Here is a 25,192-nt window from a genome sequence, read left to right on the forward strand (position 1 = left end):
ACAAGCGGTATCTCATCTACTCGAACACGAGTGATCGATCGTCAGCGCACCCTCATTTTTTACTCCGACCGCGCTGTACAGCCTCCCGTATGCCCGAGGTCCTCGCAAGCGCCCTCCCCGAGAAGCCCGTGCTGAGTTCCGATGGCCGAGAGATCGGCGTCGTTCACGGTCTCACGATGGACGTGCGGACCGGTTCGCTCGACGCGCTCATCGTCAAAACGGATCGCACCGATATCGACGCGCTGGAGACCACCGACGACGGCCATCTCCGCGTTCCCGCGAAGATGATTCGCGGGATGAACGATCAGGTGATCGTCACGCTCTCGGACTAGGTGGCCGATTGAGCGCAGCGATCCGCGCTTATCCGGTTGGTAGCGCCAAAACGAGCGCGAAAAGCGCCAGCGGGAGCACGAACACGGCGACGTACCAGACGGTCGCACCGACGAGAAGCAGCCACGTCCCGAGGCCGTATCCGGTGGGATCCCAATCGACGCCGAGGCGGGGCAGTCCGACGCCGGCGAGCGCCGGCGCCGCGAGGAGGTATGCGATCGTCAACAAGAACGCCGTGTTCAAGAGCGCGTTCGACAGCGTCGCCCCTTCGACGCTCGTCGTGGCGAGTACGGCGACCGTACCCAGCACGAACGGTACCGACAGGCCGACCGCGACGAGGACGTAGGCGAGACCCACTGATCCCGTCGGCGGCACTCGCGCGAAGAGAGCTCGAAACCGGCGGACGAGCAGAATCGGGCTCCACAGGATCGTGACAAAAAGCCCCGGTCCGAAGAGCAGCATCAGGAGATCGAACATCGGAACGTGGGACGCCACTCGTTCATACCGTCACGTCAGTCCGGAGCGTAAAACGTGCTCGGGTCGGTCAAGCGGCGCTTTGAGTTATTCCCCGTACCTTCTGGTGAAGAGGTATATGCGCTCGAAAACAACGGTGAATGGGTGCTCACTCGTGGACGACCCAGAGGACGAAACGGTCGCCGTCGTGGATCAGATGCCGACCCGAGCCGTTCTCGATTCGCTGATCGAGAGCGGGCTTCACGAGATCAAACGCGAGCGATCCGGGCTGTTGCTCTCGGGGCTCTCGGCCGGGCTCGACATCGGATTCGGACCGTTGCTGATGGCGGTCATACTCACGCTCTCGCCGGGGGGCTTCGGCGACCTCACGACCGAGCTGCTGCTGGCGAGCGCGTACTCCGTCGGATTTGTGTTCGTGATTTTGGGTCGCTCGGAACTGTTCACCGAACACACCACGCTGGCCGTGATACCGGTTCTCGACGGGCAGGCGTCGCTCCCGCAACTGGCCCGTCTCTGGGGTCTGGTGTACGTCGGAAACATCGTGGGAGGAGCGCTTTTCACCTTGCTGGCGGTGATTTTGATGCCCGGACTCGGCGTCGTCTCGCCGGCGGCGTTCGAGACGATCGCGCTCAAGCTCGTCACGCACGAGCTGCACTGGCTGTTCGTGGCGGGACTGTTTGCCGGTTGGTTGATGGGCTTGTTGGCGTGGTTGATCACGGCTGCCCAGGGGACGTTCGGACGGGTGGCTCTCATCTGGATCGTGACCGCGACGATCGGCCTCCTTCATCTCCCGCATTCGATCGCGGGCAACGTCGAGGTGCTGTTCGGACTGTTCATGTCCGCCGTGATCACGCCCCTCGATTACTTCACGTTTCTCGTCTTGGCGACGGCCGGAAACGCGTGTGGCGGCGCGATCTTCGTCGCCGTCCTCAAATACGGACACGTCGTCCGGGGGGCGAAGTGATCGCCGCCGGCCCGTCGACCGTCGTCGTCGGGCCTCACGAGTGCGCATCGGATCGGTTGATCAAATCCGAGTCTCACCCACCGGATATATTATAACCGTCCCGGGTTCCGGTTGTAATTGTGAGCCCTGAGTATGGTGTCCACCTCCAACGAGAGATTCGGCGGACCTGCTGTATTCGTGATCGTCGGACTGCTGTGCCTGTCGATAACTCCGGGCGTCGTCGGCGCACAGGAGCAACTGACGGGTGGCTCGGTCGTGATCGGCCCCGAGGAGACGCACAAGGGCGATCTCGAAGCCACGGCCGGTGACGTTCGCATCGAGGGGACGGTCGATGGCGATTTGACGGCGACCGGCGGGACGGTGACCATTACGGGCGACGTGACCGGTGACGTGACGGCGACCGCGGGGTCGGTGATTATCGAAGGCACCGTCGCGGGCGACCTGACGGCCACCGGCGGTGACGTCCGCGTTCGAGAGTCCGCAGCGGTCGACGGGATGGTTCGGACGACCGGCGGGGCAGTCACGGTCGACGGGACGGTCGAGGACGACACGCGGCTCGATGGTGACACCGTTCGGGTCGGCCCGACGGCGGCGATCGGCGGCGATCTCACGTACAGCGCGGACGAGGCGACGATCTCGGGAGACGCCGAAATCACGGGCACCGTGACCGAGACCGATCGCGACGAACTCGGGATGGGCCCGTTCTCGGGCGCGTCGCTGCCCGACGTTCCCGATGCGGTCGTGACGCCGCTTTTCGGGCTGTACCTCTTCTGTGCGAACTTCGCGCTCGGAGCCGTCCTCCTCGTGGCCGCGCCCAGATTCAGCGCTCGCGTCTCCGAGCAGGGTACCGACCGACCACTCCTCAGCGGCGGTGTCGGACTGCTGACGCTGCTCGCGATGCCGTTCGCTCTCGGCGCGCTGTTTCTCTCCATCATCGGGATCCCGCTGGCGTTCTTCGCCACCTACGGCTTCGTTTTCGTTCTGTGGATCGGCCTCGTCTACGGGGCGTTCGCACTCGGGACGTGGGGGCTATCCGCGTTCGACCGCGGCCATCGATGGAGCGGGCTCGCGCTCGGGTTGGCGATTGTGAGCCTCGCCAACGCGCTTCCCTACGTGGGATTCTTATTGGTCTTGATCACGTTATTCGGGCTCGGGGCGTTTGGCCGAGCGCTGTACGACTGGCGGCTCGATCGTGGCGACGACGACGCGCAGAGACCGCCCCCGTATCCGGCCCTCGAGGCGGCCGACGAGTAGGTGGCTGAATTCGCGCCTCCGAGATGTGGCGCGGGCTGCCAGAAGGTGGGACGCGCCTTCGCGAGTTCCACGCCGATACAGCGGTCGGTACCGATTCCCATTTAACAGCGGCGACTGATTGTCCCGGTATGAGCAGGTTCGCCGAGGTCGACGACCAGTACGACCCCCACGCGGTCGAGGAACAGGTTTTCGAGTACTGGGACGACGTCGACGCCTACGAGAAAACGAAACGCCACCGCGCCGACGGCGAGAACTTCTTCTTCGTTGACGGGCCGCCGTACACCTCCGGGGCCGCCCACATGGGGACGACGTGGAACAAGACGCTGAAGGACGCCTACATCCGCTACAAGCGGATGTGCGGCTACGACGTGACCGATCGCCCCGGCTACGACATGCACGGGCTGCCGATCGAGACGAAAGTCGAGGAGAAGCTCGGTTTCGAGAACAAAAAGGACATCGAGGCCTTCGGCGAGGAGAACTTCATCGACGAGTGCAAGCAGTTCGCCGACGAGCAGCTCGAAGGCTTACAGAACGACTTCAAATCCTTCGGCGTCTGGATGGACTGGGACGACCCGTACAAGACGGTCGACCCCGAGTACATGGAGGCCGCGTGGTGGGGGTTATCGAAGGCACACGACCGCGGCCTGGTCGAGCAGGGCAAACGCTCGATCAGCCAGTGTCCGCGGTGTGAGACGGCGATCGCGAACAACGAGGTCGAGTACGAACACGTCGACGACCCCTCGATCTACGTGAAGTTCGCGCTGGAAGACCGCGACGGCTTTCTCGTCATCTGGACGACGACACCGTGGACGATCCCGGCGAACACTTTCGTCGCAGTCGACCCCGAGGCGACGTACCTGGCGGTCGGGGCCGAGAAGGGCGGCGAAACGGAGGTGCTGTACCTCGAGGAGTCCTGCGTCGAGGACGTGCTCGACCGCGGCGGCTACAACGCATACGAGATCCGCGAGGAGCTGTCCGGCGAGGACCTCGTCGGCTGGCGCTACGAGCACCCCCTGCGCGAGGAGGTTCCGGATGCGCCCGCCTTCGAGGGAGCGCTCGAGGTCTACGGCGCGGAGTACGTCGAGGCCGATCGGACCGGGCTGGTCCACTCCGCGCCGGGCCACGGTGAGGTCGACTTCGAGCGCGGGGAGGAACTCGGGCTGGACGTCTTCTGTCCGGTCGGTCCCGACGGCGTCTTCGAGGCCGCCGCGGGCGAGTACGCCGGGCAGTTCGTCAAGGACGCCGACGACGAGATCATCGCCGACCTCGACGCAAACGGGCTGCTGTTGGCCAGCGAGGAATACCACCACGACTACGGCCACTGCTGGCGCTGCGATACACCGATCATCCAGATGGTCACGGACCAGTGGTTCATTACCGTCACGGATATCAAAGACGAACTGCTCGCGAACGTCGACGACAGCGAGTGGTATCCGCAGGAGGCCCGCGACGTTCGGTTCAAGGATTTCATCCAGGACTCCCCGGACTGGAACGTCTCCAGACAGCGCTACTGGGGGATCCCGATCCCGATCTGGACGCCTACTGACTGGAGCGGCGACGTCGCCGACGCCATCGTCGTCAGCACGCGCGACGAACTCGCCGAACGCGTCGATCAGGAGATCGACCCCGAGACGGTCGACATCCACAAAGACACCGTCGACGAGCTCACGATCACCGAAGAGGGCGTCACCCACACTCGCGTGCCCGACGTCTTCGATGTGTGGCTCGACTCCTCGGTTGCCACGTGGGGGACCATCGGTTATCCGAAGAACGAGGCGGCCTTCGAGGAGCTGTGGCCGGCCGATTTGATCATGGAGGCCCACGATCAGACCCGCGGATGGTTCTGGTCGCAACTCGGGATGGGCAGCGCCGCGCTTGGCGAGGTGCCGTACAAGCGCGTGCTCATGCACGGGTGGGCGCTAGCCGAAGACGGTCGCAAGATGTCGAAATCGATTGGCAACATCGTCGCGCCCCAGGAGGCGATCGACCGCCACGGTGCGGACCCGATGCGGCTGTTCCTGCTCAGTCAGAACCCACAGGCCGACGACATGCGCTTCTCGTGGGACGAGATGGGCAACCGCGAGCGCGATCTGAACATCCTCTGGAACGTCTTCCGGTTCCCGCTGCCGTACATGCGGCTCGACGAGTTCGACCCCGAGTCGGCGTCGATCGACGGCGTGGAACTCGAGACCGTCGACGAGTGGATCCTCTCGCGGCTGCAGTCGGTCACCGCCGAGATGACCGACCACTGGGAGGCGTACCGACAGGATAAGGCGCTCGACGAACTGCTCGGTTTCGTCGTCGAGGACGTCTCTCGCTTTTACATCCAAGTCGTTCGCGAGCGGATGTGGGACGAGTCCGACTCCGCGAGCAAGCGCGCCGCCTACGCGACGCTGTATCACGCGCTCGTCGAGACGACGAAGCTGCTCGCCCCCTACGCGCCGTTCGTCGCAGAGGAGATCTACGACACCCTGACCGGCGAGTCGGGCCATCCGACGGTCCACATGTGCGAGTGGCCGACAGTCGACGAGCGATTCCACGACCCCGAACTCGAGACGGACGTCGAGATCGTCGACGCGGTCGAGGAGGCCGGCTCGAACGCCCGCCAGCAGGCCGAGCGGAAGCTCCGATGGCCCGTCACGCGGGTCGTCGTCGCAGCGGACGACGCCCGGACGGCTGAGGCGGTCGATCGCCACCGCGACCTCCTCTGTGACCGCCTCAACGCCCGCGAGATCGAGCTGATCGACCCCGACGCCGACTGGGAGGAGCTCTCCTACAGCGCCCGCGCGGACATGTCGATCCTCGGGCCGACCTTCGGCGGCGAGGCCAGCGAGGTCATGAACGCGATCAACGCAGTCTCCGTCACCGATCCGACGCTCGAATCGCTGTCCGCGGCGGTCGCCGACGAACTCGGCCACGAGGTCGAACTGACCGACGAGATGATCTCGTTCAACACCGAGACGCCCAAGCGCGTCGAGGGGACCGCCTTCAGCGTCGACGGTGACGATCTCGGCGTCGTCTACGTCGACACGACGCTCACCGAGGACATCGAGAGCGAGGGGTACGCCCGCGAGGTCGTCCGGCGGATACAGGAGATGCGCAAGGAGCTCGACCTCGACATCGAGGCCGAGATCCGCGTCGAGTTAGACGTTCGCGACGACCGCGTCGCCGCCCTCGTCGACGAGCACCGTGACCTCATCGCCGGCGAGGTCAGAGCCGCCGAGTTCGGCTCCGTCGAGGACGGTCACGAGCGCGTGTGGGACGTCGAGTCGGTCGACATGTTCATCTCCATCGAACCCGTCGAAAATCGGTAATGAAGCGATCGGCGACCGCTCGCCTCATCGTTCTCTTTTTCCTCCTCGTCGGCTGTCTAGTCGGCGCGGCCGCGGTCGCCGGGCCAGTCGCCGGTGCGGACGGCGCGATCGAACTCGAAAACGCCCTCTCGCAGTCGGAGACGCCGGATCGAATCGACGTCGAGACGCGGCTGTCGATCCCCGCCTCGACCGTCGGCCTCGAAATCACGCTCCCGGAGGGCGTCGAGGTTCGAGAGACGGACGGCTTCAGACGGGTCGGCGATCGGACGTACGAGTGGACGCGAACCACGTCGACGCCAAGCGTGACCTACGAGTTCGAGGGGACGGTGTACGGGACGCGCGGCGATCGGGAGGGCCACTCCTTCGTCGTCGCCGACGAGTGGGCGCTGGTCCGGACGCCGGGCGTCGACGTCTCGTGGACCGGGACGCAGCCCGATCTCGTCCGCGAGAACACCGTCGAGGGCGCGGGGATCGCCAGCACGCACATGGCGTACCTCGGCCCCTACATCGAGCACACCGGCGCGGCCGCTGGTCAGGAGTTCCGCCTCGTCGTCCCCGACGCGGCCGACCTCGAAGCGGATCTCGAAGATATCCTCGTCGCGCTCGAAACTGCGGCCGAACGACTCGCGATCGGCGAACCGACCGACGAGGTGTTCGTCGTCGCTGCCCCCACCGCTGAGCACAGGTGGGCTCCTGCCGGTCTTCAGCGCGGCGACGGCGGCGACATGTGGGTCAGGGACGTCGAGCGGCTCGGGACGAACCGCGATACGTGGGTTCACGAGTATGTACACACGCGCCAGCGCTACGAGCCGACCGACGCCACTCGCTGGACGATCGAGGGGATGGCCGACTACTACGCCGCCCTCATCCCCTACGAGGCCGGCGACATCACGTATCGACAGTTCCGAACCAAACTCGAAGATGGGGCGGGTAGCGAGTACGACGACGTGCGACTCGCCGAACCGGAGAGCTGGGACGACAGCAGCGCCGACTACGACCGCGGCGCGCTCGTCTTCGCGCACCTCGACCGGCGGCTTCGCGCCGACGCCGACACCACGCTCGACGCCGTCGTCGCACGGGTGAACGAGCCGGGCGCGGAGCTGACGCAGCGGGCGTTCCTCGACGCGATCGAATCGGCCGGCGGCGACGAGATCCGAGCCGACGCCGAACGGTACACCGAGACGACGGCCGTTCCGCCGATCGCGACGCAGAGCGAACACGTCGACGCCTTCGGCGGCCCGGACATCAGGTACGCGATCGAGGAGACCGGGGTGTCGGGGCCGTATCGGTCGGCCGCGCTCGACGAGCCGCGAATCGTCGCCGAGGAAACGCTCGAGTGGCGCGTGCGGGCCGAAAACGTCGGCGACGACGCGGGCTCCTTCGAGGCCGAACTGCGCGTCGACCGCGAGTTAGTCGCGATCGAAACCGGACGCCTCGACCCGGGCGAATCGACGACGATCCGGTTTTCGCACGCGTTCGATTCGCCGGGCGAGTACGAGGTGGAGGTCGGCGACGAGCGAGTGACGGCCATCGTCGAGGAACCGGCCGACACCGAGGCGACGGTGCTCGAAGCGGCGCGGACGACCGTCGGCCCCGGCGATTCCGTCACGGTTCGAGTGACCGTCGCGTCGGCCGCGGATCGCCCCGCGACCGGTGAGGTCGTGTTCGACGTGGACGGTACCCCCGTGGCGACCGAGTCAGTCCGGGTCGGCGAGGGGACGGCGACCGTCGAGGCGGCGATCGAGTTCGAGGGGCCGGGGACGTACACCGTCTCCGCGGGCGGGCGGACGGCGACCATCACCGTCGAGGCTGAAGCGACCGGGCCGACTGTCCCCGACCCCACGGCGATCGACGACCAGTCCGGCTTCGGACCGGCGGTGGCGGTCGTCGCGCTGCTCGTCGCGTCCCTTCTCTCGCGGCGTCGTTGATCCGCCGGGCTACAACGCGTCGGCGATCGCCGGCGCCACGCTGACCGACGAGACCGCGCGCTCGATCGTGTCCGTGCCGTACACCGCGTCGACGCCGGCGTTCGCCAGCTTGGTTCGGGCGTTCGCGGCGAGCATCGGATGGACGCAGGTGACGAAGACGCGATCCGGCCCCGAAAGCTGGGCGATCGCCGTGCTCATCGTCGAGCCGGTCGCGATGATGTCGTCGATCAACACCACGTCGCGGCCCGTCGTCGACGCGTCGCTCGGCTTGATCTCGACCGCCGTGTCGGAGTGCCGGACTTTCTCGAAGTAGTCAGCCTCGCCGCCGCCGTAGGCGTCGCGGATCGCCTCGGCGAGCTCGATCGCGCCGGAGTCGGGGGACACGAACAGGGGATCCGAAAGCTCTGGGAGGGGGGCCGCCAGCCGACCGGCGGCGTCGACGGACGAACACGGGACGTCGAAAAAGCCCGTAACCGCCTCCTCGTGGGGATTGACGGTCACGACCCGATCGGTTCCGGTGGAGATCGCCCGCGCCATCGCCCGCGCGGAGACCGGTTGACCGGGGGCGAACGCCTCGTCCTGTCTGCCGTAGCCCATGTACGGCAGGACGGTGACCACCTCGTCGGCTCGCTGTCGGGCGGCGTCCTGTAACTGCAGCAACTCGACGTGCGCGTCCGAGGAGACCGTCGAGGCGACCACGACCGCCCGGTCGTCGGTCTCCGGAACGCGGACCAGCGTCTCCCCGTCGGCGAACCATTCGTACTCGACGGACGCGAGCGGTTCGTCGAGTTCGGCCGCGAGTTCGGCCGCGACCTCCTGTGATGCGGACCCCGGTACTATCATGGGCGGATCTGTGAGTCCCGGGGGTAAACGCGTTTTCGTTCGGGGTTCGAGCGAGCCTCCGATCGAACCAACTTAGCGCTCGCGGACGACGACGAACTCCGCGAGGTCACGCAGATACTCGACCGCGGGCGACTCACCGGGGTCGGCCGCCGACAGCGCTGAGAGGGCGGCCTCGGACTCCTCGCGAGCGCGGTCGTTGATCTCCTCCGGCGTCAGATCCGTGATCTGGACCAGCGAGGGTCGTTCCATCGCTTCGTCCCGGCCCGCCGGCTTTCCGAGGGCGTCGGCGTCGGCCGTCGCGTCGAGCACGTCGTCGCGGATCTGAAAGGCGATCCCGACGCGTTCGGCGTACCCGCCGAACGACTCGACGGTGTAGGTATCGGCGTTTGCGGCGATCGCGCCAAGTTCGGCGGCGGCCCGGAACAGCGCCCCGGTCTTCCGGCGGGCCAGTTCCATGTACTCCTCCTCGGTCGCCGGCTGTGCGACGAGTTCGGTCGCCTCGCCCTCACCTAGTTCGACCATCGCCTCGGCGACCGCTCGCATCGCCCGGTCGTCGCTGCCGAACAGCGAGAATGCCTCGCCGAGCAACCCGTCGCTCACTGCGATCGCCGGACCGTGTCCGAACGCCGTCCAGGCGCTGTCGACGCCGCGTCTGAGCGCCGACTCGTCGATGATGTCGTCGACGACGAGCGAAGCGTTGTGTACCAATTCGATCCCGACGGCAAACTCGAGCGCCTCGGCGGCCGGCGTCGACCCGTCGCCGTCGTCGCCGACGAGCGATCCGGACTCGTCGACGAGTCGACCGCCCGCGGCTTCGAAGGCGAGCAGCGTCACCATCGGTCGGACGCGTTTGCCACCCGACAGCGAGACGTGCTTCAGCCGGTCGCACATTGCCTCCGGCCCGGTGGCGTCGAGCACGGCGGTCAGCCGCGACCCGACAAGCGCCCGACGGCGCTCGAGATACTCCATACTCTTCGTAGGGTCGGTGTTCGGAAGTACGTGACGAATACGGCGGACGCGGATCGCGTGGGTATAAATCGCCGGACGACGTAACGCGGGCATGGAGGTTCTCGGCGATGCGATCGCCCGCGATCGGCGATCGGACGCGACCGCGCTGTCGGCACCGGCCGTCGGGCGAGCGTACGACTACCGTCGCTTCTGTACGAGTGCGTGGAAGACGGGCAACTTTCTGCGGCTGCTCGGCGTTCGAGGCGGCGTCACCGTCGCGATCGCCGACGACCCGATCCCGGAGCCGGTGTTGACGCTCTTTGGGGCGGCCGCCCTCGGCGCGACCGTGCGGTTCGGGCCGCCGTCACCCGTCGGCGACGACACGCGCGCGCTAGTCGTGCCGACGGCCTCGCTCGACGAGTACGACGCCGGCCCGGCCACGAAACGGGTCGTCTACGGCGATCCCCCGGCTACCCCGGACGTCTCGTACTTCGAGCGCGACGTCTGGAGCGAGAACCCGACCGAACCGCCCGACCGCGTCGATCCGGATGATCCGTTGCTTCGGACCGCCGACGAGACGTACTCCCACCGCGAGGTCCTGCGGTCGGCTCGGTCGATCGTCGAGCGGAACGGCCTCGACGCCGAGAGCGCCGTCGCCGTTCGCAGTTCGTTCGCGGACCCGTCCGTCGTCGTCGCGGGGCTCGTCGCGCCGATCGTGGCCGGCGCAACCGTCGCAATCGGTCCGGCGGCTCCCGGCGAGTTCGTCGTCGGCGGCGACGCGGGGGGTGACGCCGTCGCGCTGGCGTCGTCGCCGGATAGTCTCGGTTCGAAGTGAGTAGAGTGGTGCATCCCACACCTGAAGCGCCATCGGGAACCCGAGATTGCCGCGTTTTGGGCCTCTCGCGGGTTTGCATTGGGGATTGTAGCACAAAAGCACAGGTGCTATCATAATAGCTCTCGATCGGTTTGTCGCCCGGGCTTGCTGGCGTCGGCTCCCAAAACAGGCAGATCGCGTTCCCCTGTGGCCAGTAGGCGAGCGCGCCGGGCTCGACCTCCGACCGCGTCGACTCCGCGGGCGCGTCGACGTCGATTCTGACGTATAGCTCCGCGCCCCAGCGGGACGCGCGCCCCTCGATCGGCAACGCGTCGGCGACGGCGGCGCACGTCTCCGGGTTCTCCTCGGTCCACTCGGCGGGCAGTTCCTCGCCGTCGACGGTGACACGGAACTCGTTCGTGGGTTCGTAGCGACGTTTTCGGCATAATTCGAGGTGGAGCCTCCGGCCTCAAGGAGCGACCGAAGCGTAGCGAAGAGAGCGAGTAGGTCGGAGAGGAACCCGACATGGTACGACACAACCGGCATACTCCGACCGACCGACTCCCAAACGTATGAGTACCGTCGGGTACTCTCTGATGTATGGGCGTGCGTCGAACTGCTAACGTGAAACTCGCTATTGCCGGTGCCTGATTGCCGGGCGTCCACATCAAAGCCCCACCCTCAAGGAGCGAACGGCGTCAGCCGTGAGCGAGTAGGGTGGAGTAGTTTACACGACCGATATATACCTTCCTGCCCCAACGCATCGTCGCACGCGCCGTCCTCGTCCGCTGTCAGAAAGGGTTTGTAGCCCCCGCCGCTACGGACGGGCGATGGCTACCGCGCGACGGATTGCCGCGACGAACGATGTGCCGGCCGAAACGACGCTCGTGTTCACGCTCCGGGAGATCGATTCGGGGGAGAAACGCGAGGGCATTCTCGTCCGAACCGACGACGACCTCCACGCCTGGTTCAACTACTGCCAACACTACACCCACATCAAGATCGACAAGGGAACCGGCGCGGAGATGCGCAACGGCGAGCTCATCTGCGAGAACCACGGCGCGTACTTCGAATCGGACACCGGTTTCTGCAACTTCGGCCCCTGCGAGGGCGCGTACCTGAACGAAGTCGAGATCGAGGTCGAGGACGGTGACGTATATCTTGTCGACGACGACTACGAGTTCGTCCGCGAGGGGCCGATCGAGGCCGACGACGCGGATCTGGAATCGAAATCGAACTACAAGTTCTGAGCGGCGTGCGCCGTCCACCGACGTGGTGTTCGAGCGCCCTCGGTGATCGATGGTTCTCCTACCGTCGTCCCGCGATACAGGGACTGTGTGCGACAATAGCAAGACCTCTCGCCGCAACCCTTAAGACCGACCTGCGTGCCCCCCACGCATGGACCTCGAAGACAGGGTGCGAGCGCTCGAAGACAGAGGCGAGATCGAGCGGCTGAAATACGAGTACGCCCGCCGACTCGACGACGACGAGTTCGATAGCGTGGTCGAGCTGTTCACCGAGGACGCGACGTACGCCCTCGAGGGCTGGGGGACCCACGAGGGCCACGCGGAGATCGCGGCGTTCATCGAGACGACGCTCGCGGATGCCTTCGAGTACACGGCGCACGTGATGCACCACCCGACGATCGACGTCGACGGCGACACCGCGAGCGCCGAGTGGTACCTCGAAATCCACTACGCGCTCGCCGACGGCACCGCCGGCTGGCGGCAGGGCCGCTACTTCGACGAGTACGAGAAGGTCGACGGCGAGTGGCTGTTCTCGTCGATGTCGCACACCATCCTCGCCAGACAGCGCTCCGAGTACGAGGTCGTCGAGGACGAGCGCTACGGCGAGATCATCGAGTACGGCGCCCCCCGATAGCGTCCTCGTCCTGTCAGATCAATCGTAGCAGCGCCGTTCGACCAGCTCGTCGTAGGCCGCCCGCAGGCGCTCCGTGATCGGTCCGCCGCCCGCCGTTCCGTCGCCATCGCCCGCCGTCGCGTCGCCGCGACCGACCGGCTTGCCGTCGATTCGGGCGATCGGGCGCAACTCCCAGGTCGTGTTCGTACAGAACGCCTCGTCGGCGTCCCGCAGGGCCGCCGGCTCGTATCGCCCCATCTCGACCGGAATGCCGACCGAGGCGGCCAGTTCGACGACGCGTTCGCGGGTGATGCCCGGCAGGATCGTCCCCGTCGCGGGCGTCCGCAGCGTCCCGTCGTCGACGAAGAACACGTTGCTCGTCGCGCCCTCCGCGAGGAAGCCGTCGGTGTCGCGCATGATCGCCTCGTCGGCGTCCGACTCTCGCAGCTCCAGCCGCGCGAGGATGCCGTTGAGGTAGTTGTGTGTCTTCGCGTCGACGGGGACGGCGGCGTCGGGTATCCGACGCGTCTCGACGGTTTCGACGGTCGCGGGGCCATCCCAGATCGGCTCGCCGCCGACGCCGCCTCGGCACAGCGGTCTGACGTAGACGGCGACTGTCGGATCGACCTCAGCGGCGGGCGTCAGTTTCCCGGGCTGGACGCCCCGGCTGACCGACACGCGGACGTAGGCTTCTTCGAGCTCGTTCGCCGAGAGCGTCGCCTCGACGCGGGATTCGAGGTCGTCGGGGACCGCCTCGGCCATCCCGAGCGTCTCGCAGGTCGCCTCGAGCCGGTCGCGGTGTCGGTTCCACTCGAACACCCTCGCGCCGTAGGCGCGGCAGGTCTCGAAGGCGGCGTCGCCGTACCGAAAGCCGCGGTCGTCGACGTGAACGGTCGCCTGCGCGCGCTCGACCAACTCGCCGTTCAGGTGGTACAAAAGCGACATCATCAGGTCCGACAACGCCGACAGAACGTCTCGATCATCCGCTCGCCCACGTCCGTGAGGATGCTCTCGGGGTGGAACTGGACGCCCTCGTGGGGTTTCTCGCGGTGGCGGACGCCCATGAGAACGGCGCGCTCGTCTTCGGTCCCGGCCTCGGTTCTCGCTGTCTCGACCAGTTCCGGCGGCAGCGCCCCGGTTTCGGCGGCCAGCGAGTGATACCGGCCCACGTCGAAGCGCTCGGGGAGCCCCTCGAAGACGCCCGCTCCGTCGTGGGTAATCGTCGAGGGTTTCCCGTGGACGACCTCCGGTGCGTACCCAACGGAGACGCCGTGGGCCGCACACAGCGCCTGGTGGCCGAGACAGACGCCGAGCGTCGGGTACGACAGCGACTCGAAGATCGCGGTCGAGACGCCCGCCTCAGCGGGGGTTCCGGGGCCGGGCGAGACGACGATCCCGTCGGGATCGAGTCGCTCGATTCCCTCGACGGAGATCGCGTCGTTGCGCCGGACAACCACCTCGGCGTGCGTGCCGACGTACTGGACGAGGTTGTAGACGAACGAGTCGTAGTTATCGACGACGAGTACTGTTGGCCGGGTCATCGCGCCGCCTCCAGCGTGAACGTCGCCCGGTCTTCGAGCGCGGCGTCGATCGCGTTGACGAGCGCCCGGCCCTTCGCGAGCGTCTCCTCGTACTCGACGTCGGGGTCCGAATCGTGGACGATCCCCGCCCCGACTCGGAGGTCGTAGCGATCGCCGTCTCGGACGAGCGTCCGGATGACGATGTTCAGCGTCGCCCGGTCGTCGAACCCGAAGATGCCGATGCTGCCGGTGTAGGGGCCGCGTCGCGTCCGTTCGACGTCGTCGATGATCGCCATCGTCTTCGGCTTCGGCGCGCCCGTGATCGTCCCGCCGGGGAACATCGCGCCGACGGCGTCCGCGACCGAGCGCTCCGGGCGCAATCGCCCCTCGACGAGGCTGACGAGGTGCATCACCTCCGAGTAGCGGTCGACCCGGCGGTACTCCGCGACGTCGACGCTGCCGTACTCGCTCACCTTCCCGAGGTCGTTTCGTTCGAGATCGACCATCATCGCGTGCTCGGCGCGCTCTTTGTCGTCGGCCAGCAGTTCGGCTTCCAGCGCCCGGTCCGCCTCGGGCGTCTCCCCGCGCGGGCGGGTGCCCGCGATCGGTTCGGTCAGGAGTCGATCGCCCTCGACGTCGAGGAGGAGCTCGGGGCTCGCGCTCACCAGATCGATGCCCCGGAACTCGAGGAGGGCGGAGTAGGGTGCCGGATTGACGCGGCGCAGGGCGGCGTAGGCCTCGACGGGGTGGACGGCCGCCGGGGCCGACAGCCGCTGGGAGACGTTCGCCTGGAACGTGTCCCCGTCGCGGATCGATGCTTTGATCGCCCGAACTCGGTCCGCGAACGCCGCCCGTCCGCAGCCGCTCTCGAAGGCGGCCCGCTCGCCCTCGGCAGGCGCGCGCCCGGCGGAGCGGTCCCCGGCGACGATCCTGGCGAGGAGGTCGCGGGCGCGCCCGAGCGCCCAGTCGTAGGCCGCATCGACCGATTCGTGCTCGTCGAGTCGCGGACAGGCCGTGATTCGCAGTTCGACCTCGTTGCCGCGGGGCTCCCTCCAGGCGGCGATCCGGTCGTACTTCGCGAGCTGCAGGTGGGCAAGACCGCGGTCGTCGTCGGTCTCCTCCGGAATCGCTTCGAGCTCCCGCGCGACGTCGTAGGAGAGCCAGCCGACCAACCCACACGGATACGGCGTCTCGCAGTCGCCGCGCGCGAGGTTCTCGGCGCGCAACGCGGCGTCGAGCGTCGCGAGCGACGGCGAACTCGCGTGCCGGCCGCGTTCCGCGCCGCTCTCGTCATCGAGTGCGACCGCGTCCGACGACACCGTGACGCGTTCGATCGGATCGGTCGCGAAGTAGCCCCAGCCGGACTGACCGCCGCTCGTCTCCAAGAAGACGTCGCCGCCGTCGCCGCGCCGGGCGCGGCGATACGCCTCGAAGGGGTCGGAGACCCGGGTTCGAAGTTCGACCGGCATCCGCGCCGTTTCGGCCGCCTCGGCGGCCACGGCACGGAACGACTCCCGGTCGGTGATCACTCGCATTGCCCTACTGAGGGGGACCGAAGAATAACGGTTTTGCGGTCCGGGCGGTTCTCCGGGGGCTCCGAGTCGGGGCTCAGTCGCTCACTCCGTCGCGCTCTCCTGCCAGCGGGTGATCCGCTTTGCGGAGATCTCCGTCGCGTCGGCGACCGCGTCGGCGTCCGCGTCGAGGAGGTCGGCGACCGTCTCGACGCCCGCGGCGGCCAGCCGCTCGGCGTACGCCGGGCCGATCCCGCTGACCGTGTCGACGGGGTCGGCGTCCGTTTCGCCGTCGTCGGCCGCGTCGTCCGTTTCGCCGTCGTCAGCTTCGTCGGCAGCGTCGGCCTCGTCCGTGTCCGTCGATTCCTCGTCTTCTTCGTCTCCGCCCGCTTCGGTTTCGAGTCCGTCTTCGTCGACCGACGCGTCCGACTCGGCAGATTCGGCGGCCGGCGCGTCCGTCCCCGCGGCGGCTTCGTCGGCCTCCGTCGTCTCCTCGTCCTCCTCTCGTTCACGCGCCACGGCGACGTTCGTCCCCTCCGACTCGTCGGAGCCGCTGAGGCCGAGCATCGCTCGGATAATGTCGAAAACGCCCATACGTCTTCGATGCACGGGGGTGTACTTAAAAACAACCACCGCCGCGACGTGCATCATACGCTCCGCGGTCGCACAGCCCCACCGACGCGACCCACTGTCCCGAACGCATCGCTTATAAACGAGCGTCCGAACGGACGGGTATGGACTCCCTCGAAGTCGAACTCGACCGGGCGCGCGCGCTCTCGGTCGCGGACCTCGCCGACGCCATCGAGTCGATCGGCTTCGAGTGCACCCGGTGTGGTGCCTGCTGTAAGGCCGCCGATCCGGTCGACGGTGACGGCGACCGCGAGCCGCACACCGCCACGGTGTTCCCCGACGAAGTCCGCCAGTTACGGGCGTCCGAGGCGGCCCGCGACCGCGAGTACGACTGGCGCGACGTCGCCCGCCCGATGCCGTACGGGCTCGCCGAAACCGACGACGGCGATCTCGCGGGCGAAACGTTCGAGTGGGCGATCCAGACCGACGACTGCGGCGACTGCACGTTTTACACCGAGTCAGACGACGGCACCGGCGCGTGTACGGTTCACGAGGACCGACCGCTCGTCTGCCGGACGTACCCGTTTTCCGTCGCCACCCCCGACGCCGGCGGTCTCGGGACTACGGAGCCGATGGGCGGCGTCGTCGAGCGGGCGGGCGCGGTTCGCGCCCACGAGTGCGAGGGGCTCGGACGCGACATCACCCGCGAGGAGGCGGAGGAACTGGCGCACGCGCTCAAAGAACGGGCCGTTCGGGAACTCGAGGAGGCCATCCGTGTCCGGGACAACTACGAACCCACGGACGCGCCCGGCGTCGTCGTCCACGATTCGGAGGGTCAAAAGCGCCCGGACGGCACGCCGCTCGACGGGTCGTCGTGACGTTCGCGGCTCGAACGTCCCGAGTTCATAATAAACGGAGAAGACGGAGCATGGGATATATAAATAACTGCGGCACGCGGAACGGAGTGTATATAAATGTCACCGAAGCGAACGGGTCGAACGGCCGCTTCACCCGTCGCTCCCGGCGCGCGCCCGACAGTCACGTTCGACCCAGCCGATAGCTTCTATACGCGGGGCCGACATGTCGAAACAGAAGCTCTATGGAAATCTCTGAGAAGCTCCTGTGTCTGTTTAGCGCGGAGATCGAAGAAACCGATGACCGCTTCGTCGTCGAGGTACCCAAACGCGAGATCGAGACCGGTTCCGTCGGTGCCGGCGAGACCTACCGCGTCGCGCTCATTTCGGGCGATGGCGAGGTCGCCTCGTCGGACGCGGAGGTCTCCGAGGCCCCCTCGGACGAACCACAACCGCCCGTCGAGGCCGGGGAGATCCGCTACGTCGAGATCGAGGATCTCGGCAAGCAGGGCGACGGCATCGCGCGCGTCGAGCGCGGGTACGTCATCATCGTCCCCGGCGCGGAGGTCGGCGAGCGCGTCAAGATCGAAGTCTCGGAAGTCAAGTCCAACTTCGCGGTCGGCGAGATCATCGAGTAGCGACGACGGTCGGCGATCGATTTCGACCGGACGATGCGTCTCGTACTGCGCGAATTAATTTACATATTCCGACGAGTCCACCGACCCATAACCGCGATTCGTCTTCTCGTTTTCGATCCGTACCAACCGACGTTCTTCTGTCCGGTCGCTGCCCCCGATAGAACCACAAAAGCGCATGAATGCGGCGTGTTGGCCGACTGTACCAAACCGCCTTTTATCATCCCTACCGTTGGGTGTGGTATGAGCGCGACCGCACCGGCAGCGGCGACCGAACTCACGGACAAACAGCGGCAGATCCTGACGTATCTGCGGCGCGAGGGCCGGACCAAGACGTACTTCAAGTCCCGGCTCATCGGCGAGGAGCTCGGGCTGTCGGCCAAGGAGGTTGGCGCGAACATGAGCGCTATCCGCGACGGAGCGCTCGACGTCGACGTCGAAAAGTGGGGCTACTCCTCGGGGACGACCTGGAAGGTCAGCGTCTAGGGGGCGTAGCGGACGAACTCGTCGGCCGCGTCAGCGAGCTCGACCGCCTCGGGCCCGAACGAGTCAGCGTACCGTACGACGAGGACGAGCAGCGCCTCAGGCCGTTCGACGCTGTAGCCGCTCGTCCGGGAGAGCAAGCCCGCGGACTCGAGTTTCGCCGCGTACTTCGAGACCGTCGATCGAGACACGTCCGCCGCCGCCGCAATCTCGCTGCCCGTTGCCTCGGGATCACGGAGCAGCGCCACGAGCATCCGCCGCGGCGTCTCCCGACGGAGGTAGCCGAGCGCCCGCTGTTCGAACGCGGAGAACCGCCCGGCGGGGAAGTAGCGCTTGTACTCGCCGTCCTTTCGGTGCTCGATCGCGCCGTTGCGCTCGAGCCGCCGGAGGTGGTGTTGGGTCTCGCCCGTCCCCAACTTGAGGTCGTCACGGAGCTTCGAGAAGTGCGCGCCGGGGGTCGCCGCGAGGTAGCCGACGATCGCCTCCCGGACCTCACTCGCGTCGTCGTCGGAGAGCCTGACGAGCGGCGTCGCCGCCCCCAAGGCAGCGAAGCGCTTCAGCGTCGCCCGCTTTCCCTCGTCGACACCCCCGTCGGTCATTGCGGATGGTAGGTGCGAGCGTGATAAAACAGCTTCGGGACGGCGAACCGTCGGGTCGCGTGACGGTCAGTTCGTCTCGGTTTCGAGGTCGTCGCCGTCGCCGGCCGCTTCGGTCTCCAACTCCCCGTCCATCTCCGCGATGACCTCGTCGGGGTCCTTGATCTTCGCGGGGTCCGCGCCGGTCTTAATCGCCTCGGCCTCGGCCTCCATCGACTCGACGTCCATCTCGGCCTCCTGATCGATCTGGCCAAGGATCTCCTCGATATCGTCCAAGCCGAGCATCTCGCGGGTCTCCGCGTCGAAGTCGAGCCCCTCGAGCAGTTGGCCGTCGCTCGTCACGTCACCGCCGGTGAGGTGTTTGCCGTAGCGGCCGACGAGGGAGGTGAGTTCCTGGGGGAGGACGAACGTGGTCGACTCGCCCTGGCCGATGGCTTCGAGCGTTTCCATGCCGCGTTCGATGATGGCGCGCTCACCCATCGACTCGGCGGATTTCGCTCGGAGGACCGTCGAGATCGCATCACCCTGCGCCTCGAGGATCTGGCTCTGCTTTTCACCCTGCGCGCGGATAATGTTGGACTGCTTGTCACCCTCGGCCTTCTCGACGGCGGAGCGGCGTTCACCCTGCGCTTCGAGGATCATCGCACGGCGCTTCCGTTCGGCGGAGGTCTGCTGTTCCATCGCCTGCTGGACGTCCTTCGAGGGGTTGACCTCTCGGACCTCGACGCTCTCGACTCTGATCCCCCACTCGTCGGTGGGTTCGTCGAGCTCCTTTCGGATCTTCGCGTTGATCTCCTGGCGCTTGTTCAGCGTGTCGTCGAGTTCCATGTCGCCCAGAACGGCGCGAAGCGTGGTCTGTGCGAGGTTCGAGACGGCCTTCTTGTAGTCGTCGACCTCCAAGAACGCCTTTCGGGCGTCCATGACCTTGATGTAGACGACGGCGTCGGCGGTCACCGGCGAGTTGTCGCGAGTAATCGCCTCCTGCCGGGGCACGTCGAGCGTCTGCGTCCGCATGTCGAAGGTGTACGTCCGCGAAACGAACGGCGGGATGAAGTTGATCCCGGGCTCGAGCAACTTTCGATACTCGCCGAACACCGTCAGCGCGCGCTTCTCGTACGCGTTGACGATCTCGACGGCCTGGTACACCGCGACGATCGCGATCGCGAGCAGGAGGAGGGCAACGAGTGGGAATACCGTTCCACCCAACTGGAGCGGAGCGAACATACCACCAATTTGGGGCGACGCGTGCATAAGCGTTCGGCCGGGCGATTTGCGCCGCTACTCGATCGGGCGGCCGTCTTTCGTCTCCGGCGCGATGTGGTCGATGAACGACTCCACGTCGGGATCGTTCACCCGAACCCGGACGTGGATCTCGCCCAGCTCGCTCCCACCGCCGACGGCGAAGTTGACGACGCCGCGGAACGCCGCCTGCTTTTTCAGGTCGAAACTGAACGTGTCGCCGTCCTGGCCCGAAAAGAAGGCCCCGCGGGCGGTGTCGAGGATCGCCTGCTCGTGGAGACGTTCCGAAAAGCGATCCATCGAGTGAGACGTCGCCAGCAGCTCGCCCGGATGCGTCTCGATCTCCGCCTCCGGAAAGAGGTTCGAGATCGCGTCGGCGACCCGATCGGTGACCTCGGTGTCGTTGACCGGCGCGGTGATCTGCACGTCGACGCTGTAGATCACGCCTCGAGCACCTCCCGAACGCGTTCGCGGAACGCCGCCAGCGTCCCGGTGTTCTCGATCGTCACGTCGGCGCGCTCCAGCGCCGCGCCCAGCCCGAAGCCAAGTTCGCGCTCGTCGCGGGCCGCGAGCGATTCGCCGCCCTCGACGTTGTCGCGGCCGCGCTCGGTGATCCGCGCCTTTCGGAGTTCGAACGGCGCCTCGACGCCGACGAGCGTGAACGCCTCGCCGAAGCGCTCCTCGAAGACGTCGACCTCGGCGTCGGACCGGATCCCGTCGACGACCACGGTGTCGCTCTTCTCCAGCGCCGCCTCGATGTGCGGCAGCGAGGCCTCGGCGATCGCGGTGGGGCCGTTCTCCTCGCGCAGCGCGCTCGCGACCTCGCCGTGGTGGTTGGCCGGGTCCAGCCCGCGATCGCGGCACTCGGCGCGGATCACGTCGCCCATCGTCACGACCGGCACGTCGGCGCGCTCGGCGACGGCGGCGAACTCCCCTTTGCCGCTGCCCGCCAGCCCGACGGTTGCGATGACTCGCATTCAGCGGCGATACGACGAGCGCGCGTTTGAAGGCTTTGTTGTGCGTTCGAAGCGGGGGCAAACCCGTGTCGTTTTTGAGGGGGCCACGACTATCCGCATCCGAGGGCACGTAGCTCAGCTAGGACAGAGCGTCGGACTTCTAACCGCGCCGGTGTTCCGGTGTGGGGGGATATCCGATGGTCGTGGGTTCGAATCCCACCGTGCTCGCTGCTGCGAACGACAGTGAGCAGCGCGAGCGCCGGGATTCGAATCACGGCAGACCGAGCGAAGCGAGGTCTGGCATCGGGTTCGAATCCCACCGTGCTCGCTCCCCCTTTTTACTTCGTCGGGTTCGTCTCCGGCGAACCACTCCTATTAAAAAATTTGGGGGAACAACTGCCGGACGCTCCCTCCGGTCACGTCCGGAGAACTGCGTTCGCTTCGCTCGCGCGGATGCTCTCTTCAGAGCCAAGCGCCGCAAGCGAACGGGAGCGACCGCAGTTCGAATCCCACCGTGCTCGTGGTAATGCTGGGCTCGAAAGAGCGGAGCGACGGGAGCCGCCCACTCGTTCAGTCGAACCCGTAGCGTTTGTGCGCTTCGTCGATGTCCAGAATCTCGATCATACGGACCTCCGCATCGGCTCCGAGAACGTCGTAGAACGCGGTGTGGGTCCGACCGATATGTATCGGGTATAATCCTTCGCCGTCGACGACCAGCTTTTGTTTGTCACCGGATCCGGACCCCGGCCTCGGATACGAGTCGTCTGATAACTTCCGAAGGTCATCCTTCACGATCGTCTGCTCTTTTCATCCAGTGCGGCGACGTACTTGCGGGCCGCCTCCGCGAGGAGGACCTGATAACTCATCGAGCGATGTCAGTTCCTCGCTGTCCGCCTCCCGGACCTCTTTGACTCGCTCGGCGAGCTGTCGCCGCTGGTGTTCTCGGATCAACTCCGCGAGCAGGTCGTCGTACGTCTCGCCTGCCCCTTTCAGTTCGTTCAGTTCCTTCCACCGTTCCTCTGTGACCGGGATTCGCTTGCTGGCGTTGGACATGTGTCTTGGTTCCTGTCAATCCTTACAACGCTTACAAGGAAACGTCTTCGGCGGTCGGCTTCCATACGACAATATCGGAGTCGCTATTTCGAGAACGTCAGCCCTCACCGTGCTCGTGAGACTGCCTACTCCACCCGCTCGACCCCTGCTCCCCGAACGTTCGACTGCACGCTCCGCATCCCCTGTTTCGCCTTCTGCTTCGAGGCGTAGCCCTGCCCGCTGTCGGCGACGATGTTACCGTTGTCGTGGACCAACCGCCACCGCCACTTCCCGCCCGAATCCTCGAACAGTTCGAACGTGGCGTCGCTGCCGCCCTCCGAGACGACGCCGTCGTCCTCTTTCGACGTATCGACGACGTACGCGCCGGGGGCGTTCGCCTTGACGCTGTCGAGTCCCTGTTCGGCCTTCTGTGCGGAGGCGTACCCCTCGCCCGAGTCGGCGATGATGTTGCCGTTGTCGTGGACGAGTCGCCAGCGGTATTTCTCCGCGGCGTCCTCGAATAACTCGAACGTCGCCTTGCTGGCGTCGGCGTCGAGGTCGATGTCGTCCTCGCCCTCCGTCCACGCCAGTTCGAGTTCGAGGGTGACTTGATCGCCCTCGCGCTCGACTTCGACCTCCATGGTGGGGTCGGCCGGCGGCGTCACGGTCACCGTCTGCTCCTCGTCGGCCGGCACGGGCTCGCCGCGGCTGAGCGCGTTCGCCAGCCGCCGGAGGTACGTCGCGATCCCCCGTCGGCTCCGCTTCGTCTCTGCCTCGTGGACGGTCTCCTCGTCGGGCATACGGTGCATCATCGTTCGGGAGCCATATAGTGGTACTCCCGGCGAAAGTGCGTTTACAGCGCCGTGATGAGCGATTTTTCGCCCTCGATCGCGACCGAATCGCCGACCGAGATGCGCTTGCCCCACTCCGAGGTCGGGATACGCGTCACGACCGCGAGGTAGTAGTCGCCGGCGTCCAACTCGTCGTGGGCGCCCAGCAGCGTCGGATCGCCCCACGGGGGGAACGTCTCCTTGCGTTTCCGCGTGAACTCCTTGACGAACGTCTTCAGCAGTTCGCCACTGTCGGGGTTCTGTGCGGGGACCGAACAGCGCGGCAGCGGGCGGAGCCCCTGCATCGACACGTCGCCGATCTCGAAGGTGACGAGGTGGTCCTCGTCCGCGTAGAGGCGGTCCTCCCAGAACGGCTCGACGCCGTCGACGACGATGTTCGGCCGCGCGCGTCGTCGCATCTCCTCGGGCCCGTCGATCAGGTCCGGGAACCACGACGCGACCGTTTCGAGCGTCGCTTTGCTCACGATTGACGGCCCCGTGGTGGTGATCATCTTCCGCGACAGCGCACCGGCGTTGTCGGTGTAGTTCGTGTTCGCCTTCTCCAGTCTGACCGGCTCGTCGAAGAAGTCGCTGAACCACGCTTCGACCCGTTCGGTCTCGTCGTCGAGAACGAACCGAGCCCTGTCGTCGTCCGCGTCCGTCCACAGCGTGACGGCTCCCTCCTCGAGGTCGAACGACGATCGAACCCGCTGGATCTCGGGGTTCCGCCGCCCGTTGACGTACTCGTCGTCCTCGCTGAACAGCGCGTACTTGCGGTCGTAGCGAAGGGAACCGGACTCCGCGACCTCGACCGCGTCGGGTTCCTCGGGTCGAAGCCCCTTGATCGGGTACACCGAGATGTTCGAAATTGTGGCCATGTTCGGCGACATTCGCGAAGCCGGCATATATACGTTCGTGCGACCGTCGCGTTCGACGCTCCGCTCAGTCCCCGCCGCTGACGCGGTGGAACGGCCCGTGAGCGATGGTCTCTCGGAGATCGGCGACCGTCTCCCGGCTGGCGGTGGAGGCGGCTTCGAGCACCGCGAACACCTCCAACCGCGAGACCTTCACGTCCGCTTGGGTCAGCGCGTCCTCGGGTCGCTCTTCGAGTTCGCGCAGCGTGCCGACGGCCAGCACGTATGGGACGAGCCACGCTGAGAGGGTGTTCCCCCCGTGCAGCGGCATCGCCTCCAGATACGCCTGCGCCTCGTCGAGACACGAACGGGCGAGATCGGCCGTTCGGGAGACGACTCGCGCCGATCCGGCCCGGTGTTTCGGGTCGGTGACGGCGTCCTGCGGAACGCCTTCCGCGGCGAGCCACTCCGCGGGCAGATAGACGTTGTTCTCCTCGCTGTAGTCGTCGTACACGTCCTTCGAGACGTTGACCAACTGGAGGAGCAGCCCGAACGTCTCGGCGGTGTCGTGCATCGTCTCGGCGCGCGTCTCCGGAACGTCTTCGCGCGTGAGCAGGTTCGTGATCAGCGCCCCGACCGTTCCGGCGGCGTAGTAGCAGTACTCCTCGAGTTCGTCGCGGTCGCTGATCCGGAGTCCGCCCTCGTCGGCGTACCGTTCGACGAACATCGCCATCCCGCCGATCATCTCCCGAACCGGCGGGAGAACGGCCTCTCGAACGTCCTCGGGCAGCTCCGCGAACGTTGCGGCGATCGTCGGTATCCCGGCGACGACGTCCCAGTCCGCGCTTCGCTCTCCCGCCGGCGGGAGCCACGGGTCGACTGCTGCGCGGAACTCGGCGATCGTCGTCTCCGAGTCCGGATCGAGCGCCGCTTCGTACAGGTACAAGAGGGCGGCTTGGCGGCGCGTCTTGATGTGTCCGGCGTCCTCGATGGTGTCCGCGACCCGACAGAGCAGGTAGCCGAGACAGATGTGGCTCGACATCGGCTCCTCGAGCACGTCGACGGTCAGCGCAAACGTTCGCGAGACGCGCTGGACCGACTCGTGACACCATTCGTAATCCGGATCCGGTGGCTCCAACGGCTGTGACGACGCGCGCGTCATTGGGGCTCGCTCGGATCGTCGTCACGTTGTTGCGGGAACGTCGATCCCGTTCGGTCCAGTCGGTTCCTCGATCGCTGATCGAATCTGATGGTACTCATTGCTACACGCGGGGAGATCGGCTTCTATCGGGTCGGTAGGCGTTCGATCAACAAATAACCCGTGCAGATTATCGCCCCGCCGCACCGACCGTGGTGACTCCACCTCCGTCTCGCCCCAACGTT

Annotated in this window: 26 protein-coding genes, 1 tRNA gene and 1 pseudogene; 12 read left to right on the forward strand and 16 right to left on the reverse strand. The window is 66.5% G+C overall.

What is annotated here, in order from left to right:
* The first annotated feature begins 89 nt into the window (after positions 1-89).
* A complete protein-coding gene (locus DM868_RS13025; RefSeq protein WP_137277274.1) occupies positions 90-332 on the forward strand; it encodes a PRC-barrel domain-containing protein in 243 nt (80 codons plus the stop codon).
* Positions 333-360: 28 nt separating this feature from the next.
* On the opposite strand, the gene DM868_RS15570 is transcribed toward DM868_RS13025, so the two are convergent.
* Complete coding sequence (locus DM868_RS15570; RefSeq protein ID WP_246049125.1) at positions 361-825, reverse strand: hypothetical protein; 465 nt, start codon at positions 823-825, stop codon at positions 361-363.
* A 175-nt stretch (positions 826-1,000) separates the two neighbouring features.
* Between DM868_RS15570 and DM868_RS13035 the strand changes: the two genes are divergently transcribed.
* From DM868_RS13035 to DM868_RS13050, 4 genes are all read left to right on the forward strand, one after another.
* Complete coding sequence (locus DM868_RS13035; RefSeq protein ID WP_170964524.1) at positions 1,001-1,768, forward strand: formate/nitrite transporter family protein; 768 nt, start codon at positions 1,001-1,003, stop codon at positions 1,766-1,768.
* A 177-nt stretch (positions 1,769-1,945) separates the two neighbouring features.
* Entirely contained in the window at positions 1,946-3,022 is a 1,077-nt protein-coding gene (locus DM868_RS13040; RefSeq protein ID WP_170964518.1) for a polymer-forming cytoskeletal protein, read from the forward strand.
* Between the two features lie 128 nt (positions 3,023-3,150).
* Positions 3,151-6,336, forward strand: a complete 3,186-nt coding sequence (gene ileS / locus DM868_RS13045; RefSeq protein WP_137277278.1) for an isoleucine--tRNA ligase — start codon at positions 3,151-3,153, stop codon at positions 6,334-6,336.
* Positions 6,336-8,264: a CARDB domain-containing protein gene (locus DM868_RS13050; protein ID WP_137277279.1), complete on the forward strand. Its 1,929-nt coding sequence runs from the start codon at positions 6,336-6,338 to the stop codon at positions 8,262-8,264. The genes ileS and DM868_RS13050 overlap by 1 nt, the downstream gene beginning before the upstream one ends.
* A 9-nt stretch (positions 8,265-8,273) precedes the next feature.
* Here the strand turns inward: DM868_RS13050 and prs are convergent, their stop codons facing one another.
* Both prs and DM868_RS13060 read right to left on the reverse strand, forming a co-directional pair.
* On the reverse strand, positions 8,274-9,107 hold the full coding sequence (gene prs, locus DM868_RS13055) for a ribose-phosphate diphosphokinase (RefSeq protein ID WP_137277280.1): 834 nt from the start codon (positions 9,105-9,107) through the stop codon (positions 8,274-8,276).
* A 72-nt stretch (positions 9,108-9,179) separates the two neighbouring features.
* A complete protein-coding gene (locus DM868_RS13060; protein WP_137277281.1) occupies positions 9,180-10,076 on the reverse strand; it encodes a polyprenyl synthetase family protein in 897 nt (298 codons plus the stop codon).
* A 91-nt stretch (positions 10,077-10,167) separates the two neighbouring features.
* Between DM868_RS13060 and DM868_RS15575 the strand changes: the two genes are divergently transcribed.
* Entirely contained in the window at positions 10,168-10,890 is a 723-nt protein-coding gene (locus DM868_RS15575) for an AMP-binding protein (RefSeq protein WP_137277282.1), read from the forward strand.
* A 142-nt stretch (positions 10,891-11,032) separates the two neighbouring features.
* On the opposite strand, the pseudogene DM868_RS15845 reads toward DM868_RS15575, so the two are convergent.
* A pseudogene (locus DM868_RS15845) lies at positions 11,033-11,269 on the reverse strand (cyclophilin-like fold protein); the annotation flags it as partial.
* A 430-nt stretch (positions 11,270-11,699) separates the two neighbouring features.
* On the opposite strand from DM868_RS15845, the gene DM868_RS13075 reads away from it, so the two are divergent.
* A complete protein-coding gene (locus DM868_RS13075) occupies positions 11,700-12,119 on the forward strand; it encodes a Rieske (2Fe-2S) protein (RefSeq protein WP_137277283.1) in 420 nt (139 codons plus the stop codon).
* A 148-nt stretch (positions 12,120-12,267) separates the two neighbouring features.
* Positions 12,268-12,750: a nuclear transport factor 2 family protein gene (locus DM868_RS13080; protein ID WP_137277284.1), complete on the forward strand. Its 483-nt coding sequence runs from the start codon at positions 12,268-12,270 to the stop codon at positions 12,748-12,750.
* A gap of 18 nt (positions 12,751-12,768) precedes the next feature.
* On the opposite strand, the gene DM868_RS13085 is transcribed toward DM868_RS13080, so the two are convergent.
* The 4 genes from DM868_RS13085 to DM868_RS13100 form a co-directional block, all read right to left on the reverse strand.
* Positions 12,769-13,674 carry an aminotransferase class IV gene (locus DM868_RS13085; protein ID WP_222845548.1) on the reverse strand — a complete coding sequence of 302 codons (906 nt, stop codon included), beginning with the start codon at positions 13,672-13,674 and terminating at the stop codon, positions 12,769-12,771.
* A 2-nt stretch (positions 13,675-13,676) separates the two neighbouring features.
* Positions 13,677-14,270, reverse strand: coding sequence for an anthranilate synthase component II (locus DM868_RS13090; protein WP_137277285.1), 594 nt, complete (start codon positions 14,268-14,270; stop codon positions 13,677-13,679).
* The gene (locus DM868_RS13095) at positions 14,267-15,784 is read right to left on the reverse strand and encodes an anthranilate synthase component I family protein (protein ID WP_137277286.1); all 1,518 of its coding nucleotides are present in this window, start codon (positions 15,782-15,784) and stop codon (positions 14,267-14,269) included. The genes DM868_RS13090 and DM868_RS13095 overlap by 4 nt, the downstream gene beginning before the upstream one ends.
* An 81-nt stretch (positions 15,785-15,865) precedes the next feature.
* On the reverse strand, positions 15,866-16,354 hold the full coding sequence (locus DM868_RS13100; RefSeq protein WP_222845549.1) for a DUF4332 domain-containing protein: 489 nt from the start codon (positions 16,352-16,354) through the stop codon (positions 15,866-15,868).
* Positions 16,355-16,494: 140 nt separating this feature from the next.
* Here DM868_RS13100 and DM868_RS13105 point away from each other — a divergent pair, with 140 nt between their 5' ends.
* The 3 genes from DM868_RS13105 to DM868_RS13115 all read left to right on the forward strand — a co-directional run bounded on the left by DM868_RS13105 (position 16,495) and on the right by DM868_RS13115 (position 18,305).
* On the forward strand, positions 16,495-17,208 hold the full coding sequence (locus DM868_RS13105; RefSeq protein WP_137277288.1) for a YkgJ family cysteine cluster protein: 714 nt from the start codon (positions 16,495-16,497) through the stop codon (positions 17,206-17,208).
* Positions 17,209-17,429: 221 nt separating this feature from the next.
* Positions 17,430-17,822, forward strand: coding sequence for a TRAM domain-containing protein (locus DM868_RS13110; protein WP_137277289.1), 393 nt, complete (start codon positions 17,430-17,432; stop codon positions 17,820-17,822).
* 240 nt (positions 17,823-18,062) lie between these two features.
* A complete protein-coding gene (locus tag DM868_RS13115; RefSeq protein ID WP_137277290.1) occupies positions 18,063-18,305 on the forward strand; it encodes a DUF7123 family protein in 243 nt (80 codons plus the stop codon).
* Here DM868_RS13115 and DM868_RS13120 read toward each other — a convergent pair.
* The 4 genes from DM868_RS13120 to DM868_RS13135 form a co-directional block, all read right to left on the reverse strand.
* On the reverse strand, positions 18,302-18,901 hold the full coding sequence (locus DM868_RS13120) for a winged helix-turn-helix transcriptional regulator (RefSeq protein WP_137277291.1): 600 nt from the start codon (positions 18,899-18,901) through the stop codon (positions 18,302-18,304). The two genes, DM868_RS13115 and DM868_RS13120, sit on opposite strands and share 4 nt — an antisense overlap.
* A 66-nt stretch (positions 18,902-18,967) precedes the next feature.
* Entirely contained in the window at positions 18,968-20,122 is a 1,155-nt protein-coding gene (locus tag DM868_RS13125) for an SPFH domain-containing protein (protein ID WP_246049126.1), read from the reverse strand.
* A 54-nt stretch (positions 20,123-20,176) separates the two neighbouring features.
* Complete coding sequence (locus DM868_RS13130) at positions 20,177-20,581, reverse strand: RNA-binding domain-containing protein (protein ID WP_137277293.1); 405 nt, start codon at positions 20,579-20,581, stop codon at positions 20,177-20,179.
* Positions 20,578-21,114, reverse strand: a complete 537-nt coding sequence (locus tag DM868_RS13135; protein WP_137277294.1) for an AAA family ATPase — start codon at positions 21,112-21,114, stop codon at positions 20,578-20,580. Before DM868_RS13135 ends, DM868_RS13130 begins: the two co-directional genes overlap by 4 nt.
* Before the next feature lie 103 nt (positions 21,115-21,217).
* Here DM868_RS13135 and DM868_RS13140 point away from each other — a divergent pair.
* Positions 21,218-21,321: transfer RNA gene (locus DM868_RS13140), tRNA-Arg, on the forward strand.
* Positions 21,322-21,900: 579 nt separating this feature from the next.
* Here the strand turns inward: DM868_RS13140 and DM868_RS13150 are convergent.
* The 4 genes from DM868_RS13150 to DM868_RS13165 form a co-directional block, all read right to left on the reverse strand.
* Entirely contained in the window at positions 21,901-22,146 is a 246-nt protein-coding gene (locus tag DM868_RS13150; protein WP_137277295.1) for a hypothetical protein, read from the reverse strand.
* Between the two features lie 125 nt (positions 22,147-22,271).
* Positions 22,272-22,925 (reverse strand): HVO_2922 family protein, encoded by a 654-nt coding sequence (locus DM868_RS13155; protein WP_137277296.1) that lies wholly within the window; start codon positions 22,923-22,925, stop codon positions 22,272-22,274.
* Positions 22,926-22,978: 53 nt separating this feature from the next.
* A complete protein-coding gene (locus tag DM868_RS13160) occupies positions 22,979-23,833 on the reverse strand; it encodes an MOSC domain-containing protein (protein ID WP_170964519.1) in 855 nt (284 codons plus the stop codon).
* Positions 23,834-23,897: 64 nt separating this feature from the next.
* Positions 23,898-24,971, reverse strand: coding sequence for a phytoene/squalene synthase family protein (locus DM868_RS13165; protein WP_137277298.1), 1,074 nt, complete (start codon positions 24,969-24,971; stop codon positions 23,898-23,900).
* Positions 24,972-25,192 lie beyond the last annotated feature (221 nt).

Origin of the sequence: Natronomonas salsuginis (genome assembly GCF_005239135.1) — an archaeon.
Classification (GTDB): domain Archaea; phylum Halobacteriota; class Halobacteria; order Halobacteriales; family Haloarculaceae; genus Natronomonas; species Natronomonas salsuginis.

What these genes read in the sequence shown, in the direction of transcription:
- DM868_RS13025 (WP_137277274.1), top strand. Translation starts at nt 90, where the DNA reads ATGCCCGAGGTCCTCGCAAGCGCCCTCCCCGAGAAGCCCGTGCTGAGT.
- DM868_RS13035 (WP_170964524.1), top strand. Translation starts at nt 1,001, where the DNA reads ATGCCGACCCGAGCCGTTCTCGATTCGCTGATCGAGAGCGGGCTTCAC.
- ileS (WP_137277278.1), top strand. Translation starts at nt 3,151, where the DNA reads ATGAGCAGGTTCGCCGAGGTCGACGACCAGTACGACCCCCACGCGGTC.
- DM868_RS13050 (WP_137277279.1), top strand. Translation starts at nt 6,336, where the DNA reads ATGAAGCGATCGGCGACCGCTCGCCTCATCGTTCTCTTTTTCCTCCTC.
- prs (WP_137277280.1), bottom strand. Translation starts at nt 9,107, where the DNA reads ATGATAGTACCGGGGTCCGCATCACAGGAGGTCGCGGCCGAACTCGCG.
- DM868_RS13060 (WP_137277281.1), bottom strand. Translation starts at nt 10,076, where the DNA reads ATGGAGTATCTCGAGCGCCGTCGGGCGCTTGTCGGGTCGCGGCTGACC.
- DM868_RS15575 (WP_137277282.1), top strand. Translation starts at nt 10,168, where the DNA reads ATGGAGGTTCTCGGCGATGCGATCGCCCGCGATCGGCGATCGGACGCG.
- DM868_RS13075 (WP_137277283.1), top strand. Translation starts at nt 11,700, where the DNA reads ATGGCTACCGCGCGACGGATTGCCGCGACGAACGATGTGCCGGCCGAA.
- DM868_RS13080 (WP_137277284.1), top strand. Translation starts at nt 12,268, where the DNA reads ATGGACCTCGAAGACAGGGTGCGAGCGCTCGAAGACAGAGGCGAGATC.
- DM868_RS13085 (WP_222845548.1), bottom strand. Translation starts at nt 13,674, where the DNA reads ATGTCGCTTTTGTACCACCTGAACGGCGAGTTGGTCGAGCGCGCGCAG.
- DM868_RS13090 (WP_137277285.1), bottom strand. Translation starts at nt 14,270, where the DNA reads ATGACCCGGCCAACAGTACTCGTCGTCGATAACTACGACTCGTTCGTC.
- DM868_RS13095 (WP_137277286.1), bottom strand. Translation starts at nt 15,784, where the DNA reads ATGCGAGTGATCACCGACCGGGAGTCGTTCCGTGCCGTGGCCGCCGAG.
- DM868_RS13100 (WP_222845549.1), bottom strand. Translation starts at nt 16,354, where the DNA reads ATGGGCGTTTTCGACATTATCCGAGCGATGCTCGGCCTCAGCGGCTCC.
- DM868_RS13105 (WP_137277288.1), top strand. Translation starts at nt 16,495, where the DNA reads ATGGACTCCCTCGAAGTCGAACTCGACCGGGCGCGCGCGCTCTCGGTC.
- DM868_RS13110 (WP_137277289.1), top strand. Translation starts at nt 17,430, where the DNA reads ATGGAAATCTCTGAGAAGCTCCTGTGTCTGTTTAGCGCGGAGATCGAA.
- DM868_RS13115 (WP_137277290.1), top strand. Translation starts at nt 18,063, where the DNA reads ATGAGCGCGACCGCACCGGCAGCGGCGACCGAACTCACGGACAAACAG.
- DM868_RS13120 (WP_137277291.1), bottom strand. Translation starts at nt 18,901, where the DNA reads ATGACCGACGGGGGTGTCGACGAGGGAAAGCGGGCGACGCTGAAGCGC.
- DM868_RS13125 (WP_246049126.1), bottom strand. Translation starts at nt 20,122, where the DNA reads ATGTTCGCTCCGCTCCAGTTGGGTGGAACGGTATTCCCACTCGTTGCC.
- DM868_RS13135 (WP_137277294.1), bottom strand. Translation starts at nt 21,114, where the DNA reads ATGCGAGTCATCGCAACCGTCGGGCTGGCGGGCAGCGGCAAAGGGGAG.
- DM868_RS13150 (WP_137277295.1), bottom strand. Translation starts at nt 22,146, where the DNA reads ATGTCCAACGCCAGCAAGCGAATCCCGGTCACAGAGGAACGGTGGAAG.
- DM868_RS13155 (WP_137277296.1), bottom strand. Translation starts at nt 22,925, where the DNA reads ATGCCCGACGAGGAGACCGTCCACGAGGCAGAGACGAAGCGGAGCCGA.
- DM868_RS13160 (WP_170964519.1), bottom strand. Translation starts at nt 23,833, where the DNA reads ATGGCCACAATTTCGAACATCTCGGTGTACCCGATCAAGGGGCTTCGA.
- DM868_RS13165 (WP_137277298.1), bottom strand. Translation starts at nt 24,971, where the DNA reads ATGACGCGCGCGTCGTCACAGCCGTTGGAGCCACCGGATCCGGATTAC.